This is a genomic window from Mesorhizobium sp. M4A.F.Ca.ET.020.02.1.1 (assembly GCF_004022645.1).
Lineage (GTDB): Bacteria > Pseudomonadota > Alphaproteobacteria > Rhizobiales > Rhizobiaceae > Mesorhizobium.
Map to the genome: position 1 here is coordinate 1 of NZ_RZOI01000039.1, position 18,708 is coordinate 18,708.

The 18,708-nt window shown below is 63.6% G+C and carries 14 protein-coding genes and 1 pseudogene; 7 read left to right on the forward strand and 8 right to left on the reverse strand.

Translation table 11 applies throughout. From position 1 onward, the window contains the following. The 6 genes and pseudogenes from EN742_RS04965 to EN742_RS04995 form a co-directional block, all read right to left on the reverse strand. A pseudogene (locus EN742_RS04965) lies at positions 1-572 on the reverse strand (flavohemoglobin expression-modulating QEGLA motif protein); the annotation flags it as partial. Next, a complete protein-coding gene (locus EN742_RS04970) occupies positions 569-1,387 on the reverse strand; it encodes an N-formylglutamate amidohydrolase (RefSeq protein ID WP_245482261.1) in 819 nt (272 codons plus the stop codon). The pseudogene EN742_RS04965 and the gene EN742_RS04970, both read right to left, overlap by 4 nt. Positions 1,388-1,613: 226 nt before the next feature. Further along, positions 1,614-2,384, reverse strand: coding sequence for a glycosyltransferase family 2 protein (locus EN742_RS04980; protein WP_126056390.1), 771 nt, complete (start codon positions 2,382-2,384; stop codon positions 1,614-1,616). A gap of 14 nt (positions 2,385-2,398) precedes the next feature. Continuing rightward, positions 2,399-3,220 (reverse strand): UbiA family prenyltransferase, encoded by an 822-nt coding sequence (locus EN742_RS04985; RefSeq protein WP_189375181.1) that lies wholly within the window; start codon positions 3,218-3,220, stop codon positions 2,399-2,401. Between the two features lie 89 nt (positions 3,221-3,309). Beyond that, positions 3,310-6,045, reverse strand: coding sequence for a hypothetical protein (locus EN742_RS04990; RefSeq protein ID WP_128332506.1), 2,736 nt, complete (start codon positions 6,043-6,045; stop codon positions 3,310-3,312). A gap of 92 nt (positions 6,046-6,137) precedes the next feature. Further along, positions 6,138-8,135: a BTAD domain-containing putative transcriptional regulator gene (locus EN742_RS04995; protein ID WP_189375182.1), complete on the reverse strand. Its 1,998-nt coding sequence runs from the start codon at positions 8,133-8,135 to the stop codon at positions 6,138-6,140. Positions 8,136-8,319: 184 nt separating this feature from the next. Here EN742_RS04995 and EN742_RS05000 point away from each other — a divergent pair, with 184 nt between their 5' ends. Continuing rightward, positions 8,320-9,372, forward strand: a complete 1,053-nt coding sequence (locus EN742_RS05000) for a DMT family transporter (RefSeq protein ID WP_127405274.1) — start codon at positions 8,320-8,322, stop codon at positions 9,370-9,372. Here EN742_RS05000 and EN742_RS05005 read toward each other — a convergent pair. Then, the gene (locus EN742_RS05005; protein ID WP_126056384.1) at positions 9,335-10,243 is read right to left on the reverse strand and encodes a hydrogen peroxide-inducible genes activator; all 909 of its coding nucleotides are present in this window, start codon (positions 10,241-10,243) and stop codon (positions 9,335-9,337) included. The genes EN742_RS05000 and EN742_RS05005 overlap by 38 nt on opposite strands. Before the next feature lie 140 nt (positions 10,244-10,383). Between EN742_RS05005 and katG the strand changes: the two genes are divergently transcribed. Beyond that, positions 10,384-12,579: a catalase/peroxidase HPI gene (gene katG / locus EN742_RS05010; protein ID WP_127406031.1), complete on the forward strand. Its 2,196-nt coding sequence runs from the start codon at positions 10,384-10,386 to the stop codon at positions 12,577-12,579. Between the two features lie 78 nt (positions 12,580-12,657). Here the strand turns inward: katG and EN742_RS05015 are convergent, their stop codons facing one another. Next, a complete protein-coding gene (locus EN742_RS05015) occupies positions 12,658-13,335 on the reverse strand; it encodes an MIP family channel protein (protein ID WP_126056382.1) in 678 nt (225 codons plus the stop codon). 331 nt (positions 13,336-13,666) lie between these two features. Between EN742_RS05015 and EN742_RS05020 the strand changes: the two genes are divergently transcribed. The 5 genes from EN742_RS05020 to EN742_RS05040 form a co-directional block, all read left to right on the forward strand. Continuing rightward, complete coding sequence (locus tag EN742_RS05020) at positions 13,667-14,956, forward strand: RsmB/NOP family class I SAM-dependent RNA methyltransferase (RefSeq protein WP_126056381.1); 1,290 nt, start codon at positions 13,667-13,669, stop codon at positions 14,954-14,956. A gap of 95 nt (positions 14,957-15,051) precedes the next feature. Beyond that, a complete protein-coding gene (locus tag EN742_RS05025) occupies positions 15,052-15,510 on the forward strand; it encodes a PaaI family thioesterase (protein ID WP_126056380.1) in 459 nt (152 codons plus the stop codon). Between the two features lie 3 nt (positions 15,511-15,513). Next, entirely contained in the window at positions 15,514-16,170 is a 657-nt protein-coding gene (locus EN742_RS05030; protein WP_127406032.1) for a 5'-methylthioadenosine/S-adenosylhomocysteine nucleosidase, read from the forward strand. Positions 16,171-16,225: 55 nt separating this feature from the next. After that, positions 16,226-17,788: a glutamine-hydrolyzing GMP synthase gene (guaA, locus tag EN742_RS05035; RefSeq protein ID WP_127406033.1), complete on the forward strand. Its 1,563-nt coding sequence runs from the start codon at positions 16,226-16,228 to the stop codon at positions 17,786-17,788. A 317-nt stretch (positions 17,789-18,105) separates the two neighbouring features. Next, a partial coding sequence (locus tag EN742_RS05040; RefSeq protein WP_148670029.1) for an integrase arm-type DNA-binding domain-containing protein occupies positions 18,106-18,708 on the forward strand: 603 nt, incomplete at its 3' end.

An 18,708-nucleotide genomic window follows, 5' to 3' on the forward strand; every position in this document is an offset into this window, starting at 1 on the left:
GTGCCTGGCACCCTGTAGATTGGCGCGAAGCGCACCGTCAGGCGCGCCACATTGCCGAGATGGTCCGGGAGCCGTGCTTCGGCGCGTGTCGTGGGATTGAATTCGTCCACGCGGGGCGTGCGGTATTTTGCGTCGCGTCCGGACGCGGCGGCGGCGAAGCGCTTGAGCGCTGCCTTCTCACCCGCCGTGCCGCCGCCGGCCAGTGCAATCTCGAAAGGCGGCAGGAACGGAACGTCCTCCGTCAGGAACCGGTCTTCGGCCAATTCGCCGATGTCGAGTACGAGGAATGCGCCGCAACGATCGCGTATCCTCTTCGCCATCAGCCGCGCAACCTCGCCGGCGAAGCCGGCATTGGCCACGATCAGATAGGACGCACTGGCGGAAACAACATCGAGTGCCGCATCCTGCTGCGAGCCGACATGGACGCAGAGAAAGGGCAGCGGCCGATCGATGTGCAAACGGTCGCCGTCGCCGAACTCGCGGCGGATCGGCTTACCGTCCCGGAAAAGTGCGTCGAGGTCCGATTCGATTGTCGCCAACGGAGAGGCAGCCTGGACCAGCTTCGGTTTCATGTCATGCCCCGCAGCGCTGCCTCGAGCACGGGCACCGTCGACGCAAGCATGGCGCGCAGTCGTTCGATTGCCGCCCAGTCGGGCTCGCCGCTCCATTCGTCCATGAAAATCTTCTTGAACTCGACCGCGATGGCACACCCCGTCTCGGGGAAATTGGCATGGACGAAGCGGGTCTGTTCGCCCTTGCCCTGGAAAGACACATTTTCGCGCACGTCGATCGGGTCACCATGGAAACGATGGCCGCGCAGCGTTTCCACAAAGGCGTCGACGACCGGCGCCCAGCGCGTGCGGTCCATCGAGAATGTGCCGATGTTGATGTCAGGCGCGACATCTTGCGGCGCAGCCGCTGCCTTCGGCCCTTCGCGTCGGTGGTTGTAGCTGTGGACGTCGACCAGGACGAACTTGCCGTAACGTTTCTCGACATCGGAAAGGACACGCTTGAGTTCGCCGTAGAACGCGTCGTGAAAGGCAACGGACTCGTCGACAATGTGCTCGGCAGGCGGCTCTCGCCATACGTTCAGACCCCAGGACTGATCCGCCGACCGATAGACCGCAGCCGCGCGCGCGCGGTTCAGATCGACTTGGAAGCGCGATCGATGAACAATGATCTGGGTTGGGAAATCGGCGATAAAGTGCTCGGTGAAGGGGTCTTCCTCCCTCCGGCGGTCCGAGTTGGAAATGCACAGGAGCGATTGGCAGGTCGGCCCGACGTCGGAGCCGCTGTGGATCGCCGTGCCAATGACGGGGGAATCACCGAGCTTGATTGTCCAGCCTGCCGGCCCGCCCCGATTGGTATTGAACGTTGGCTTGTTCACGATCCACCGAAATGCACGGAGAGGGCGGACGGTTCCAGTCCGTCACACCAGCATAGCGGGTTGACGCTTGCGACCAGAACCACATTGTCTCGCAGGCGTTGTCGGCCTGTGCCTCTCGCCTGGGGGCTGGCGTCGTCGCAAGCAGGCGATCGTTCGACAGGGACCGGCGCCTATCTGGCGGTTCTGGTCGCGCTGACCCTCCTCCTGCCGAAACGGCGCCAAAAGGTCACGAAGAAATCCGGAACCGGATCAGATACCAGAGCGCCTTCATCCCGTCGCGCCAGCCAATCTTCTTGCCCTCGTCATAGGTCCGGCCATAGTAGCTGATGCCGACCTCATAGATGCGCAAGCGGCGCGCGCGTGCGATCTGGGCGCTCAACTGGATTTCACAGCCAAAGTCGTCGCAGGTGAGACGCAGGCGGTCTTTGACCTCACGTGTGAACATCTTGTAGCAGCATTCGATGTCGGTGAGCGTCTGGTTGTAGAGCAGGTTGAACATCAGCGAGATGAACCTGTTCGCCAGATAGTGGTGGAAATAGAGTGACCGATGCGGCCGGCCATAGAAGCGCGAGCCGTAAACCACGTCAGCAACCTTACGCCCGGTGATCAGGTCGTACATCACGGTCCAGTCCGCGGGGTCGTATTCGAGGTCCGCGTCTTGAATGACGATGACATCCCCGCTGGCGGCCGCGAGCCCGCTCCTCACTGCGGCGCCCTTTCCCCTGTTGCGCTCCTGGTAGTGCGGTCGCACGGTAACTCGAGCATCCGCCGCATCGTCGGTGAAGACTAGATCTCCGTTGGCACCGACCACCATGCCGGAGGCCGAGCGAGGCCCGTCTGGAAAATTCCTTCGCAGCAGCTCGCGGGTCCCATCGGTCGATCCGTCATCGACGACGATGATTTCCTTCTCGATGCCGGGAAGCGCGCTGCTGATGACGGACAGCACGCTTGGCAGCGTCGCAACTTCGTTGAAGACAGGAACGATTACGGAAAGCATTGGGAGGGGCGGGCCTAGGCAAGAAGCGCTGCTGCGAGCATCAGCAGTCCGATGATCGCAAAGAACGTTCGATACTGTCCCTGAAGCCGGATCAGGCTTTCGTAGGTGAGGCCCTCGCGCAAGGCCCGCAACGATGCCAGGACATGCAAGGGGTAGAGGGCCGCGGCCAGAACGAGCACGAGGGGTACAAGGCCCAACAGCGCGAGCGCAACCAGAAGGGCATAGGCCACCGTGAACAGGGCAAGCCCGGCAAAGAAGCTCTGCCTCTTGCCGAAAGCCACGGCGTTCGTGCGGATCCCGTTGAGGTCGTCACTCTCGTGATCGCGCGTTTCATGCGTGAAATGGCCTGCGGTGAACACCAGCCCGAAGAAGCAGCTGATGGCCAAGCCGCGTGCGTCGATCGCCGTGAAGGTTGCGTAGCCGAGCAGAAAGTGCAGCGCCCCGCCGGCAAGATGAAGCGCCGAGCTGAACAAAGGCGCGCCCTTGAGGTGAACGGGAGGGGCGGAGTAGAGCGCGCTGAGGCCGGCAATCGCTAGCCCGAGCAGGAGAGTGTTCTGGCCGACCAATCCGAACAGCAGGAGGCTGAGCGCCAGAAGCGACAGCGCCAGGCAGCCGATTTCGGTGCGGGTCAACCCTCTGGCGGCAAAAGTCCCGGAGGCACGCCGGGGGTTGTTGAGGTCGCCATCGATTCCCGACCAGTCGTTGAACACAAAGACATGCGCGACCAGACAGAAATTGCCGCTCATGAGAGCGGCGATCTCCAGCAGGTTGCCGCTTGTCAGGGTGCCGATCGATAGGATCGCCCCAAGCAGCGGCGCGCCTTGAAGCGCCAGCACTTCATCGAAGCGGACGCAGGACAACAGCCGATATGCGGACAATCCTGGCCGAGGACGCGTCGCAATGGCCGTTTCGATTGGAATTCGTGTCACTTTTCACCGCATCGCTGCTGGAGACTGTCGGAGCGGCAGCCAGCCTTGGTCTGCCTGAATCGGTTTTCGAAATCGAGCCTCAGCCACAATGCATATCCTAGCTCTTGCGACCAGTAGAATCGCCGCACCGAGGCGGTCAGATCATTATGATAGAAGAGCGGAGGGGTGCTCCTGAGCAAGGAAAAATCATCGGCGGCGATCTTGTCCAGAAGTTCTGTTGCCTCGTGGTGGGTGTCGGCCGTGGCCGCGCCGTCCTCCGTCAACTGCAGAAGCTCAATGGCTCTGACCCAAATCTCTTGCCCGGGAACTGTCGTGCGCAGGCGCGACGATGGCAGCTGTAGCGGGCAGCCGGCCTTGCGCAGATCGGCGAGCCGCAGGATGAGCAAAGGCGGGGCATCGGCGTAGTACACCCAGACGTCGCCATCGGCTGCTTTCCGGGTCATGGCCTCGCACAGTGCTTTTGCCGCGGGTGGGTCTTCCTTGGCGAGCAGCATGAACACATGCATCTGGATGCCGAGATCGGCTGGGTTTGGATCCCTCCCCGGGTCGAGGCATTGATAGCGCTCCGTCGGCGCGAGCCAGGTCCTGTAGAGACCGTCGGCCCTGCGATATTGCGCAAGGGTGGCGAGCGCCGGGGCCAGCAGCATCCTGTCCGTGCTCGGCGCTACGCGCCAGACGAGTGCCGTGTCGTCGGCGTCCGGTGTTATGGCGCAGCCCAGCGTGCCGATCGTCGGCGCATCGGGTCGTCCGTGATAGCGGACCAGGCCTCCGGGTTCGATCTGGTCCGTCAGATATCGCCGCGCCCGCATCAGCATGTCCGGCACGCCGGCCTCGTTCGCCATGGGCGAAAGGACGTCAACCATGACGGCGTTGAGGTAGGTGTTCAGTTCCTGGCGCGTCTGCTCGAAGGCGGTGCCACTGGTGAAATCCGTCAGCCAGTAGCCGGGCGCCTGTTGTCTCTCGGCAAGTGCCTGAACCGCGCGTTGCTCGGTAGTCGGCGGCGGTGCCAGGGTGAACTTGCGCTCCATGATGAGCCGCGGCTCGCCGCCTTGCCACGGATGCACCAGGATGCTCACCACATGGTCGCCCGGCGCGAGCTTGCTGGCGGGAAACGAGATTCGCCAGCCGGCGGCATTCGTCGAGCCGAGTGCCTGACTGACGTCGGGACGATCGAAGAACGCGTTTGTGCCGGCTATGCCTTGGCCGTCGACCATGGCGTTGACATCGACCGGAGTCGTCGCATCAGCGAGCGCCCATCCGACGATCTCGAGCTGGCGCTCGGTCGCCTGGCCTCCCGTCGCCGACGCCTCGATGACCCTGATCTCGTCCAGATAGCCGCGCATCCGGGTCAGGAGGTCCATGGGCGCGGGCGGATGCTTCAGCTCGGCGATAAAGGGAGCGTTGTTGATGTCCCATGCTGGCCGCATTCTGTCGGGACCGCGCGCCGCCACCACGTGCGCATCCGCCACGCCGAGGTACCAGAACGCGCCGACGACCTCGATCGCGACCGCCGCCAATGCGGCTGCTGCAAACACAACCCGGCCCGCTCGCGACAATGCCGCCAGCACGGGCGGCAGCATCCAGACAAGCATCGGCACCATATCCGTGAGCCAGCGCGGCCCAAAGGACATGCCCTGGCGCCAGTCTATCATGCTGTAGAAGATCACCTGGACGACCATGGCGCAGCCTATCGCGATGGTCAGGCCGCGCATCTTCCGGTCTCGCAGCACCTGGCGCAGGAAGCAGGGTACAAACAGCAGGAAAGGCGAAAAGACGAAGAGCCCGTGCGTGGGGCTGAACAGGAGGCCGGCAATGCCGCCCAGAACGCCGTCACTGTACTTGTCCGGCGGATCGATCAAGGCGTAGGCACCGGCGATATTGCCGACGAAAGGGAGATTGTAGGCGACCACCAGGCCCACTGGGATCAGCCCTGCGGCCACGTAGAGGGGGATTTTGCGTCCCGCCCACCAAAGTCCATAGAGGCCGAGGCCCGCCGCCAGAATGGCATCGGGTTGGCGGTTGACGGCAATGAGCGCGCAGAGAAAACCCGTTGCCGCGGCGCGGAGCGCGGTGACCGGCCCGGTCAGCAACAGCATGGTCGCGATGACAAGGAGCTGAGCCAGCCCATGCATCCAGAGCGCCTGGCTGCTGATGACCCATGTTGTCGTGCCGAAAGCATAGATGGCAGTGAGAAAAACGGCGGCCCGCGGCTCGCAGCGGCGCCGCAGCAGCAGATAGAAAAGCATGACCGAGCCCGCGGCCATGAGCGAGGCGCAGAGCTTCTCCATGACCCGGGCAACCTTGTCGAACAGCAGCGGTTCCCAGCCCCTGGCCGAGAGGAAATGAACGGCCGGAAGGTACAGCGGAGCGACAACGACAGGGACGGCAACCGGGTATAGGGAGACCAGGTGGCCGCCGGGCCCCTTCAGCATCCAGGCCGCGGTCTCGACTTGCCCTTGAGCCTCCGGCGGCTTGCGCCCCTGGGCGACCTCCCTGGCGATGGAATCCAGCACCACCTGGTGGTCGCGCAGGATCGAGAACGGCATATATCGCGCCGCATAGGTATCGGCGGCCGGGATCGACCGCAGGTTTGCGTTGTAGACGACAAAGGCGAAAAGCCCGATCAGGACCGCGATCGCGACATCCCGAAAGGCGCTTCGGCGCGATATCCGCGATTGTCGTTCTTGCCCCGCTGCATGGGCCGTGTCGGTCGGCAATACCCTGAACCCCATGCGACTTTTCAGGGACCCTATAGTGTCGCCGCGGTCGGCTTCAACGGATATGCCTATGCTTCAACAGAATTGTCCGCTTGCCGTAGCTCGCTTCAGTCGTCCAATCCGGCCTTTCGAAGCGCGTCGAACAGGTGGTCGAAATCCGCCTGGTCCTGATATTCGAAAGCTCCATGCCAATAGGGCTCCCAGTTGGCGAGCTTGCGGCCGGGAAAGACCGCCATGTCTTGTTCCGCAACGCGCAGGAAATGCTCCAGCGTCGATCTGGCTTCCTGCAAAAGGCCGGCTTGGGCATAGCTGGCTGCAAGCCAGCCGTGCACTTCATTGATGGGATTGCGGGCCTGCTTGAGTGCGGTGATCGCCTCCTGATAGCGGCGGGCTGTGAAACAGACGATCCCCATGTCCCATGGCACCCAACGCGTATCGAACGGATTGAGCCGTCTCCCCAGCTCGATTTGAGCGATGCCGCTCTCAGCGTTGCCGGTCGCGGCAAGGAACATGCCGTAGTAGCGCCGCGCCAGGAAATCGTTGGGATTGAGAGCCACGCCGGCTAGGATTTCTGTATGAGCCTGGTCGAATTCCCGTCTGAACAGGTGCACTATGCCAAGCAATGTATGGGCAAAGCTGTCGGTTTCATCGAGCAGAACGGCGCGCTGCGCATAGTCGAAAGCTCTTTGAAGCGACGCGCCGGAGTCACGGGTCCATTTGGCCATGTATTCATAGAAGAGGCACCATGCGGCATGAGTGCATGCCGCAGCGCTCTTGGGATCCAGCGTCGCCGCGCGCTCGGCGAATTCGCGAGCCTGCGCATTCTCGCTTCGCGTATAGTTAAGCGTCAGGAACTTGGCGCGCAGCACTAGGTCATAGGCCCGCAGCGTGTCCGGGCTCATACGCTCGACCCGGTCCCGGCTCGCCACGTCCACCCGCCCGCAGACGGCCGCGGCCACGGACCTCGCGACGTCATCCTGAACGGCAAAGATATCGACAAGCTCCCGGTCGTACTTTTCCGCCCATAGCTGGGTGCCACGACCAGCATCCACCAGTTGCGCGCTGATGCGCACCCTGTCGCCCACCCGGCGGAAACTGCCCTCGACCACATAGGCCACGCCCAATTCCCGCGCGATTTCCTGCACCTTGACCGGCCGGCCCTTGAACGCAAACGAAGAGTGTCGCGCGATCACGAACAGCGACCTGAACCGCGACAGCTCGGTGATGATGTCCTCGGAGATGCCATCGCTGAAATACTGTTGGTCGGCATCGCCGCTGAGATTCTCGAAGGGCAGCACGGCAACCGCCGGCCTCTCGGGGAGCGGCATCTCCGCAGTCGAAGGCAAGACAGGGCTGACAGCAGAAACGGGCTCCTCAGCGGCGCGATCCCGGATGGCTTCGTAGAGGCGAATTGTCTCTGGCGCCGGCTTGACTCCGAGCTCCGCGCGAAGGCGATCGCGCAGTCCTTGGTACCGCCTCAACGCCTGAACGGTTTGGCCCGCCTCGGCCTCTGCCTGCATGATTGCCCGGCTGGCCGCTTCGTTGAGAGGATCAAGCAGGTGGAGTCGCCGCGCGGCCTCCGCGGCAAAACCCAATTCGCCGTTGGCGATCGAATCGGCAATGGCTCTCGTCAGCGCAGCTTCGAGAAGATGTCGGAGGCGCCGTCGCTCGAGAAGCAGCCAATCCTCGAACGGGGGACTTCGGACGCTGACATCCTCGATGATTTCTCCGCGGTAGAGCGCAGCCGCGGCATGGAGCGACTGCGGCGTTCCTTCGCGCAAAAGCCGCTCGAACGTCGCGACGTCCGTCTTCACCGCGGCGGGATCGAGCTTCACCGTTCGCCGGTCCGCAACGATCGGAGATGCCGCCGATGCCTGCAGGCCGTGCCGGACGCGCGTTAGGGCGTGTTTCAAGCTGTCGCGGGCCTGCTGATCTCCTCGGTCGCACCATAACAGGTTTGCCAGCTTGTCTCGCGTGTGGTTCGTGCCAGGCGATAGCGCCAGGAACGCAAGCAGGGCACGGTCTTTCTGGCCCGGCAGGTCGATATCCTGGCCGGTCGCAAGCTTTAGCCCGAAGTCTCCGAACAACGTGATTTCTACGGCCACGACGCCCACCAGCCAGCTGGGTCGCTGTCATCCAAACCCTTGGCTCCACAATTAACGCGCAATTCCCGGGAGGCACAACGGATACCGATCGAATCCCGCTGGCTTCCCGCTGGCTGCCACGGATGCATCCCTGCACGGCGATACAAGAGGTTTGAAGGCGCGCGATGATTTGGGGCGAACGACAATGACGGCTGCGGTTGAAAGTCTTCCAAAGGATCACCGACAGATTGGCCGGGCCTTGGCCCCGCTTCGCCATCGCCAATCCATTGGCACGGCCATGGTCATCTTATCGTCGGTTGCGATAGCCGTCGTGCCGAGCTTCGCCAGGCTGGCCTACGACGGGGGCAGCAACGTCATGTCCGTCATAACGCTGCGATGCCTGTTAACCGTCGGAATGACCTGGATCTTGATGGTCTCGCTCGGCCAAACCCTTTGGATAGTCCGAAAATCTTTGATCGTCAGCTGCGTTGCCGGCGTGTCCTACGCCGTCATGCTGTTCGGATTTCTGGGAGCGGTCAAATACATCCCCGTCAACATGGTCATCCTGATCTATTTTTCGCACCCTCTGCTGGTAGGGGTTGCCGCGGCGCTGCTCGGCGACGGGGCGATGAACATGAGAATGATGATGGCGTTCACAGCGGCATTCGCGGGCTTGGGCCTGGCCATTGGTTTCTCGCTCAGCGCCTTGAATGCCACGGGGCTTTGCCTTGCCGCTCTCGGAGCGGTCACCTGCGTGTTCGTTATTGTTGGAAGCGCCCGCGCCATGAGACAGGCCGGCGGCCTGGCTGTGGCTTTCTATATGATGGTGTCGGCAACGATAACGCTGGCGCTGCTGTTTCCGTTCATGAGTGTATTCGCGTTGCCGCAGACTGTTGCGGGGTGGGTCGGGTTTGCAGGTGTCGCGATCGGTTCCACCATCGGAACGTTGGCTTTCCTTTGCGCGTTCCCGATTGTCGGCTCTGTGCGCGCCACGATGATCAGCAATGTCGAGCCCCTGCTCGGCATAGTCTTTGCCGTCCTGGTTCTCGGCGAGACGATATCGGCGATGCAGATGAGCGGCATTGCCATGGTGCTCGCCGCTGTCATTTCAACTGGGCCGATAGGAACGAAACCCGATGGCACGGATGGGGACAAGTCGGTTGATCGCGGGTCAGATCGCCAGTCGCCAGAAGCAGACATCCGGTCGGACACGACGCTTCTCAGTTCGCCAGCACAGCTTCACCAAGCCCACGGATGATTTTCGCCAACTCCACGCATTCGTCATGCCGCGCCTTGTTGCGGCGCCAGGCGAGGCAGATCATGCGCAGCGGCATCGGTTCCTGGAACGGGACGATCTTGAGGTCGGGGATGGTGCCGGCCGGCCGCATCGCCATCTCCGGCACGAGCGTCACGCCCAGTCCATGCGCCACCATCTGCAGCAGCGTCGTCAGGCTGGTGGCGCCGTAGCTTGCCATCGCCACCGGACGGACATTGCCGCACACGGCCAGCGCCTGCTCGCGCAGACAATGGCCTTCCTCCAGCAGCATCAGCCTTTCCAGCGCCGGGCTTTCCGGCGGCACCGGCGGCGAGGCGAAGGCCGGATCGCCTGACGGCACGGCAAGGAAGAAGCGGTCAGGGAAAAGCTCTTCGCTGACTAGGCCGGGATGGTCGAGCGGCAGCGCGGCGATGAAGGCGTCCAACCGGCCGGAAGCCGTGTCCTCGACCAGCGACGCGGTCACCGCCTCGCGCAGTTCGAGTTGCAGGACCGGGAAATGCTTTCTCAATTCCGGCAACACATGCGGCAGCAGATAGGGCGCGACCGTGGGAATGATGCCCAGGCGGAAGCGCCCTTCCATGGCGGGGCGGCCGCGCCGGGCCGTCGTCTCGACGTCACGGATGTCGGCGAGGATGCGCTCGATGCGTGGCTGCAAGGCCAGCGCCTCGTCGGTCATTCGCACCGTCTTGCCGCCGCGCTCGAACAGACGGCAGGCCAGCCGCTGTTCCATCTCCGCGATCTGCGCGGAGAGCGCCGGCTGACTGACGCCGGCGAGCTTGGCGGCGCGGCCGAAATGCAGCGTCTGCGCCAGCGCGTCGAAATATTGCATCTGCCGGACGGTGAGACCGATCATAAGGAAATCCTATCGGAAAAAACAGGAAAGGCAATTTGTCTTTATCGTCTCGCCGGCCTAGTCTGGAATCGTTCCAGATTGGCGCGGCCGCTGGCAGCCCCTGGTGAAAAATCAAATCTCGGCAAAAATCGGAGAGTAAGATGGACGCGAAAACCGACGACAACAGCGCGGGCAAATGCCCTGTGGCGCATGGATCCGCCGGCCGGACCAACCGTGACTGGTGGCCGAACCAGCTCGACCTCGGCGTGCTCCACCAGCAGTCGAACCTCTCGGACCCGATGGGCGAGGATTTCGACTACGCCAAGGAGTTCAAGAGCCTCGACCTCGATGCGGTGATCAAGGACCTGCACCATGTGATGACGGATTCGCAGGACTGGTGGCCGGCTGACTTCGGCCATTACGGGCCGCTGTTCATCCGCATGGCCTGGCATAGCGCCGGCACCTATCGCATCGGTGACGGCCGCGGCGGCGCCGGCGCCGGCCAGCAGCGTTTCGCGCCGCTGAACAGCTGGCCGGACAACGCCAATCTCGACAAGGCGCGCCGTCTGCTCTGGCCGGTCAAGCAGAAGTATGGCCGCAGGATCTCCTGGGCCGACCTGATGATCCTCGCCGGCAACGTCGCGCTGGAATCGATGGGCTTCAAGACCTTCGGCTTCGCCGGCGGCCGCGCCGACGTCTGGGAGCCCGAGCAGGACGTGAACTGGGGTTCCGAGGCGAAGTGGCTGGGTGACGAGCGCTACTCCGGCGACCGCGAGCTCCATGGCCATCTCGGCGCCGTGCAGATGGGCCTGATCTACGTCAATCCCGAAGGCCCCAACGGCAATCCGGATCCGCTGGCCGCGGCGCGCGACATCCGCGAGACCTTCCGCCGCATGGCGATGAACGACGAGGAGACAGTCGCGCTGATCGCCGGCGGTCACACCTTCGGCAAGACCCATGGCGCCGGCGATGCCGCACTTGTCGGCGCCGAGCCGGAAGGCGCCGGCATCGAGGCGCAGGGCCTCGGCTGGTCGAGCAAATACGCCACCGGTATTGCCGGCGACGCCATCACCTCGGGCCTCGAGGTCACCTGGACCACGACGCCGACGAAGTGGAGCAACAACTTCTTCGACAACCTCTTCAACTACGAATGGGAGCTGACGAAGAGCCCGGCGGGCGCCCATCAATGGACGCCGAAGGCCGGCGCCGGCGCCGGCCTGGTGCCGGACGCGCACAATCCGTCCAAGCGCCATGCGCCGGCCATGCTCACCACCGACCTTTCGCTGCGCTTCGACCCGGCCTACGAGAAGATCTCGCGGCGGTTCCACCAGCATCCCGCTGAGTTCGCCGACGCCTTCGCCCGCGCCTGGTTCAAGCTCACCCACCGCGACATGGGTCCGGTCGTGCGCTATCTCGGCCCGCTCGTGCCGAAGGAAGAGCTGATCTGGCAGGATCCGATTCCGGCGATCGACCACGAGTTGGCGAGCGAAGGGGACATCGCTGCGCTGAAGGCCAAGATCCTCGCCTCCGGCCTGTCGGTCTCCGACCTGGTCTCGACCGCCTGGGCCTCGGCCTCGACCTTCCGCGGCTCCGACAAGCGCGGCGGCGCCAACGGCGCGCGCATTCGCCTGAGTCCGCAGAAGGACTGGGAGGTCAACCAGCCCGCCAAGCTGTCGACGGTACTGGCGAAGCTCGAAACTATCCAGCAGGAGTTCAACGCAGCGCAGACCGGCGACAAGAAGATCTCGCTCGCCGACCTGATCGTGCTCGGCGGCGTCGCCGCGGTCGAAAAGGCGGCGAAGGACGGCGGCCACCAGGTGACGGTGCCGTTCACCCCGGGCCGCATGGACGCCTCGCAGGAACAGACCGACGCCCAGTCCTTCGCCGCGCTCGAGCCGGTCGTCGATGGCTTCCGCAACTATGCCAGGGGCAAGCTGCCACTGTCGGTCGAGGCGTTGCTGGTCGACCGGGCGCAGCTCCTGACCCTGACAGCGCCAGAAATGACGGTGCTGGTCGGCGGCTTGAGGGTGCTCGGCGCCAACTCCGGCGGCTCGAAGCACGGCGTGTTCACCGACAGACCAGGCACGCTGAGCAACGACTTCTTCGTCAACCTGCTCAGCATGGCGACGGTCTGGGATCCGGCGTCGGGCTCCGACGAGATCTACGAAGCGCGTGACCGCAAGACCAAGGCGGTCAAATGGACCGGCACCCGCGCCGACCTGATCTTCGGCTCGCACGCGCAACTGCGAGCGCTTTCCGAGGTCTACGGCTCGGTCGATGCCAAGGACAAATTCGTCAAGGATTTCGTCAAGGCGTGGACCAAGGTGATGAACCTCGACCGCTTCGAGATTGCCTGATCCTCGAAAGAGCGTGCACTCCAACAAAAAGGCGCGGGGCCAGCCCCGCGCCTTTTCGCATTCAGGCTTCAAAAAAAATCAGTCCTTCTCGAAGATGCGCGCCTTGGCGACGACGCCGGCGATGGCGCCGCCGATCAGTGGCGCGACGATGAACAGCCACAGCTGGCTGAGCGCCGCCGCGCCCGAAAACAGCGCCGGACCGATCGAGCGGGCCGGATTGAGCGAGGTGCCGGTGACCGGGATGATGGCGAAGTGCAGCCCGGCCAGCGTCAGGCCGATGACCAGCCCGGCGAAGGTTGTGCTGTGATTTTGCGCCGTGACGCCGAGGATCACGGTGACGAAGGTGAAGGTTGCGATCAATTCCCACAGGAAAGCCGAGCTGACGCCCCATTTCGCTTCGTCCCAGCCATTGGCGCCGAAACCGCCAGTGTGGCCGCCGACCTGGCCGGAGACGATGATCCACAGCGCCAGCGAGGCGATGATGGCGCCGATGATCTGCGCGATCCAGTAGGGAACGACGTCCTTTGCCGGCAGCCGGCCGGCGAGGAAGGCGCCAAGCGTCACAGCCGGATTGAGATGCGCGCCCGAGATCGGCCCGATCGCATAGGCCGCCGCGATGAGGCCGATGCCGAACGCCAGGCCGATGCCTTCCTGGCCGAGCGGCAGCGCACCGCCGAAGCCGCCCGTGACCACAGAAGCCGTGCCGATGAATACCAACAGGAATGTGCCTAGAACTTCCGCAAGATAAGTCTTCATTGCCCTCTCCTCGTATCGATCCGCAAAACCGCCTTTACTGCGTCGCGAATCACGGCTGAGAGAGTATTCGCAACCCGAAATCTTGGAAAGCGGAGTGGTTAAGCCCGCGGGCTTGCTTGTACTCGTTAGTAAAAATATTAGACATATTTCATGTTCCGGTTGATTTGTTCTTGTTTTCCGCTGAGGACCGACTGCATCGAAAAGCGTTCCGTATGTCGTACGCAGGATGGCATTGGACCGGCCGTTTTGGCCTCACCGCAACAGAACTGTTTCAATCGGAGCAGGAAAGGCTCTAAGAGCAGGACTGAAGGCAACGGTTGACGGAGCAGGAATGAGACTGGGCGGAAGGCTGGCGGCGGCCATTGAGGTTCTGGAAGACATCGGCCGGCGGCACCGGCCGGTGGCCGACGCCCTGCGCGACTGGGGCCTGTCGCACCGCTTTGCCGGCGGCGGCGATCGCGCGGCGATCGGCAACATCGTCTATGACGCGCTGCGCCGCAAGCGTTCCGCCGGCTGGCTGCTCGGCGAGGACACCCCGCGCGCAATCGGCTTCGGCGCCCTGCTGCTCGAATGGGGCCAGACGGCACAGTCGCTGAACGATGCGCTGGACGGCGACAGGTTCGCGCCGCCGCTGCTCAGCGACACCGAACTGATGGCGGCGGCCGATCGCCGCCCGGCCGATGCGCCGGACGCGGTACGAGCCGACATTCCGGACTGGTGTGTGCCGCTGTTCGGGCAGGCTTTCGGCGAGACGTGGGTCGCGGAAGGGGCGGCGCTCGCCGCTCGCCCGCCGCTGGACCTCAGGGTCAACACGCTGCAGGCCGATCGCGGCAAGGTGCTGGCCGAACTCAACGGCACGGGCGCGGCTGCCGCGAGCATTGCCGCGCAAGGCATCCGCATCCCGCCGATCGATGGCGACGGCAGGCACCCCAACGTCCAGGCCGAACCCGCCTTCCAGAAGGGCTGGTTCGAGGTCCAGGACGAAGGGTCGCAGATCGTCGCGACGCTGGCCGGCGCCGAGGCCGGAATGCAGGTGCTCGACTATTGCGCCGGCGCCGGCGGCAAGACGCTGGCGCTGTCGGCCGAAATGGACAATCGCGGCCAGATATTTGCCCATGATGCCGAAAAGGCGCGGCTTGCGCCGATCTTCGACCGCATGCGCCGGTCCGAAAACCGAAACATCCAGATCGTCAGCAAACCCGCCGAACTGGGCCCGCTCGCTGGCCATATGGACATCGTGCTGGTCGACGCCCCCTGCACTGGCAGCGGCACCTGGCGGCGCCGCCCCGACGCCAAATGGCGGTTGACGCAAAGACAGCTCGACCAGCGCCGGGGCGAGCAAAGGGAAATCCTCGACGCGGCCAAGGCCTTCGTCAAACCCGGTGGCTTGCTGGTCTACATCACCTGCTCGGTGTTCGACGCCGAGAATGGCGAGCAAGTGGCCGATTTCCGCGCCCGCCATGGTGAGTTCGCGCCTGTTGACCACCGCAAGCTCTGGGACGGCCGCTTTCCCGGCCATGAAGCCGCCGCGCGCATCGGCGCCGGCGGCGGTATCTCGCTGTCGCCGGCGCTGAGCGGCACCGACGGGTTCTATGTCTGCGCGCTGCACAGGGCGGGTTGAGGCAGGGGTGCCGGCATTGCTGCACTGCAACATAAGAGATTGCCTGCGCGGCGTGCCTCTGCAATAAGCTTTCCCAGGAAATGAAGGCGACAGCCATGGCAGCAAAGATCGTACCCGCTCCTGACTATGAGGACCGGGTCCGCACATCCTTCGCCCGGCAGCAGGCGATGACGACCATCGGCGCCGAGCTGACCCTGGTGACACCCGGCATCATCGAGATCGAGATGCCCTACTCGGCCGCGCTCACCCAGCAGCATGGTTTCCTGCATGCCGGCGTCATCTCGACGGCGCTGGACTCGGCCTGCGGCTATGCTGCCTTCTCGCTGCTGCCGCAGAATTCCAGCGTGCTGACCATAGAGTTCAAGGTCAATCTCCTGGCGCCGGGCAGGGGCGAGCGCTTCCTGTTCCGCGGCTCGGTGACCAAGCCAGGCCGCACCATCATCGTCGCCGACGGCCAGGCCTACGCCTTCGCCGCCGACGGCGAGGCCAAGCTGATCGCCACCATGACCGGCACCATGATGACGGTCGTCGGACGGGACGGGATCGAAGGATAATCCATGGCAAGCGCTGTGCGGATCGTGGGCAGGGACGTTCTCTTCGTCATGGCCGCGCAGGCCGAATACGGTCCGCATCTCAGAAAACTGTTCACGCCGCTGATGACTGGCGTCGGGCCGGTCGAGGCCGGGGTCAGGCTGGGCGCCGAGCTTGCCCGGCTGAGGGGGGGGAAGGCGCTGCCGGATCTTGTCGTCTCGCTCGGCTCGGCCGGCAGCCGCACGCTGGAGCAGGCGGAGATCTATCAGGCGGTTTCGGTCGCCTATCGCGACATCGACGCCTCGCCTTTGGGCTTCGAGAAGGGTGCCACGCCGTTTCTCGACCTGCCGGTCACCGTGCCCTTGCCGCTAAGGATCCCCGGCATCAGGGAGGCGTCGCTGTCGACCGGCGGCGCGATCATCTCCGGCGCTGCCTATGATGCGATCGCCGCTGACATGGTCGACATGGAAACTTTCGCCTGCCTGCGCGCCTGCCAGCTGTTCGGCGTGCCACTCGCCGGCCTGCGCGGCATTTCCGATGGCGCGGCTGACCTCAGGCATGTCGGCGACTGGACGGAGTACCTGCACGTTATCGACGAGAAACTGGCCGGCGCGGTCGGCCTTCTGGAACAGGCGATCGCTTCCGGCACGGTCAGCCTGGGCGCGGCGAAGCCGTCGGATTGAACCGGACGCCTCGCAACCCATTGCGCCGACTCGTTTCTTTCTCTAAACGCTCGCCATGAAAACAGCCAATCGCTCCGACACCGTCCTGATTGTCGACTTCGGCAGCCAGTTCACGCAGCTCATCGCCCGCCGCATCCGCGAGGCCGGCGTCTTTTCCGAGATCGTGCCGTTCCAGTCGGCCGAGACGGCCTTCGAGCGCATCAATCCCAAAGCGGTGATCCTGTCCGGCGGCCCGGCCTCGACCACCGATATCGGCAGCCCGCGCGCCCCGCAGATCGTCTTCGAGGCCGGCGTGCCGGTGCTCGGCATCTGCTATGGCCAGATGGCGCTTTGCGTGCAGATGGGCGGCGTCGCCGAAAGCTCCAACCATCGCGAGTTCGGCCGCGCCTTCGTCGAGATCGAGAAGGAGAGCCCGCTGTTCGAGGGCCTGTGGGCGCCCGGCCAGCGGCACCAGGTGTGGATGAGCCATGGCGACCGCGTCATCTCGCTCCCCAAGGGCTTCGAGGTGTTCGGCAGGTCCGAAGGCTCGCCCTTCGCCATCTTCGGCGATGTCGAGCGCAAGATGTACGGCATCATGTTCCATCCCGAGGTGGTGCATACGCCGGACGGCGCCAGGCTGCTCAGGAACTTCGTCCACAACATCGCCGGCATCGAGGGCGACTGGACGATGCGCGCCTATCGCGAGCACGCCGTCGAGGCGATCCGCAAGCAGGTCGGCAAGGGCAAGGTGATCTGCGCGCTGTCGGGCGGCGTCGACTCCTCGGTCGCCGCACTTCTCATCCACGAGGCGGTCGGCGATCAGCTCACCTGCATCCTCGTCGACCATGGCCTGATGCGCAAGGACGAGGCGGCGAGCGTGGTGGAGATGTTCCGCCAGCACTACAATTTGCCGCTGATCCTGGTCGACGCGTCCGACCGCTTCATCTCGGCGCTGGAAGGCGAGGCCGATCCCGAAAAGAAGCGCAAGACGATCGGCCGGCTGTTCATCGAAGTGTTCGAGGAAGAGGCCAAGAAGCTCGGCGGCGCCGATTTCCTGGCCCAGGGCACGCTCTATCCCGACGTCATCGAAAGCGTCTCCTTCTCCGGCGGCCCGTCGGTGACGATCAAGTCACACCACAATGTCGGCGGCCTGCCAGAGCGCATGAACATGAAGCTGGTCGAGCCGCTGCGCGAATTGTTCAAGGACGAGGTGAGGGCGCTGGGCAAGGAGCTCGGCCTGCCCGAGAGCTTCATCGGCCGGCATCCGTTCCCGGGCCCCGGCCTTGCCATACGCTGCCCGGGCGGCATCTCTCGCGACAAGCTTGAGATCCTGCGCGAGGCCGACGCCATCTATCTCGACGAGATCCGCAAGGCCGGCCTCTACGACGCCATCTGGCAGGCCTTCGCCGTGCTCTTGCCGGTGCAGACCGTCGGCGTCATGGGCGACGGCCGCACCTACGAATTCGTCTGCGCGTTGCGCGCCGTCACCTCGGTCGACGGCATGACCGCCGACTTCTACCACTATGACATGAACTTCCTTGCCGCCGCCGCCACCCGCATCATCAACGAGGTACGGGGCATCAACCGCGTCGTCTACGATGTGACGTCGAAGCCGCCCGGCACGATCGAATGGGAATAAAGGTGCATCATTAGCTAGCTTTCGGTAAGTATCGATCAGAGTTGTATAAGCCTCTGAAATAAGTGTGTTTTCCTTACTGCATCTATCGCCATCTATCGCCTGGAAGCGGAATCATTTGGCGGTAAATTTGACGGCATGCGTTTCAGCGTTCTCTTTCCTGCCATGCAATACCGTCGTCCCGCCGATTGCAAGCGCACTCACTTCTTGCCCATCAAAGCATTGAAATACAATGATCGTTCCTAACAGTTGACGGTAAAATTAATGACGGTAAAATTGGCGGCCGAGAAACCCAAGTTGTGATCCGATCCTCTGTCATTATGTTAACAGATATTGCCCTTAAGCGGCTGAAACCGAAAGACAAAATGTACAAAGTTGCCGACCGTGACGGTATGTACGCTGCGGTGTCTCCGACTGGGCAGATTGCGTTTCGGTACGACTACCGGACCAATGGTCGGAGAGAGACTGTGACGCTGGGCCGATATGGGAACGGAGGTCTCACGCTGGCAGAGGCACGCGACCGCTGCCTTGCCGCGCGAAAAATGGTGGCAGCCGGAAAGTCGCCGGCGCAAGAAAAGCAGCGCGAGAAGCGTCGCCTGTCAGGCACGGCGAGCTTCGGGGATCAAGGCAAGCGCTGGTTAAAGGAAGCGAAGATGGCGGATAGCACCCGCTCGATGCGCAAGGCTATTTTCGATCGCGACATTTTGCCGATTTGGGAAAAAAGACTCCTAACCGAAATAACACCTGACGACTTGCGGGCGCTCTGCGCAAAGGTGAGGGATCGTGGTGCGCCGGCAACCGCCGTCCATATCCGCGATGTCGTGAAGCAGATCTATAGCTACGCCATTCTGCACGGCGAGAAGATCGCCAACCCTGCGGACGAGGTGGGACCAGCCTCAATTGCCACGTTCGAGGCGAAAGAC

What these genes read in the sequence shown, in the direction of transcription:
- EN742_RS04980 (WP_126056390.1), bottom strand. Translation starts at nt 2,384, where the DNA reads ATGCTTTCCGTAATCGTTCCTGTCTTCAACGAAGTTGCGACGCTGCCA.
- EN742_RS04990 (WP_128332506.1), bottom strand. Translation starts at nt 6,045, where the DNA reads ATGGGGTTCAGGGTATTGCCGACCGACACGGCCCATGCAGCGGGGCAA.
- EN742_RS05000 (WP_127405274.1), top strand. Translation starts at nt 8,320, where the DNA reads ATGACGGCTGCGGTTGAAAGTCTTCCAAAGGATCACCGACAGATTGGC.
- EN742_RS05005 (WP_126056384.1), bottom strand. Translation starts at nt 10,243, where the DNA reads ATGATCGGTCTCACCGTCCGGCAGATGCAATATTTCGACGCGCTGGCG.
- katG (WP_127406031.1), top strand. Translation starts at nt 10,384, where the DNA reads ATGGACGCGAAAACCGACGACAACAGCGCGGGCAAATGCCCTGTGGCG.
- EN742_RS05015 (WP_126056382.1), bottom strand. Translation starts at nt 13,335, where the DNA reads ATGAAGACTTATCTTGCGGAAGTTCTAGGCACATTCCTGTTGGTATTC.
- EN742_RS05020 (WP_126056381.1), top strand. Translation starts at nt 13,667, where the DNA reads ATGAGACTGGGCGGAAGGCTGGCGGCGGCCATTGAGGTTCTGGAAGAC.
- EN742_RS05025 (WP_126056380.1), top strand. Translation starts at nt 15,052, where the DNA reads ATGGCAGCAAAGATCGTACCCGCTCCTGACTATGAGGACCGGGTCCGC.
- EN742_RS05030 (WP_127406032.1), top strand. Translation starts at nt 15,514, where the DNA reads ATGGCAAGCGCTGTGCGGATCGTGGGCAGGGACGTTCTCTTCGTCATG.
- guaA (WP_127406033.1), top strand. Translation starts at nt 16,226, where the DNA reads ATGAAAACAGCCAATCGCTCCGACACCGTCCTGATTGTCGACTTCGGC.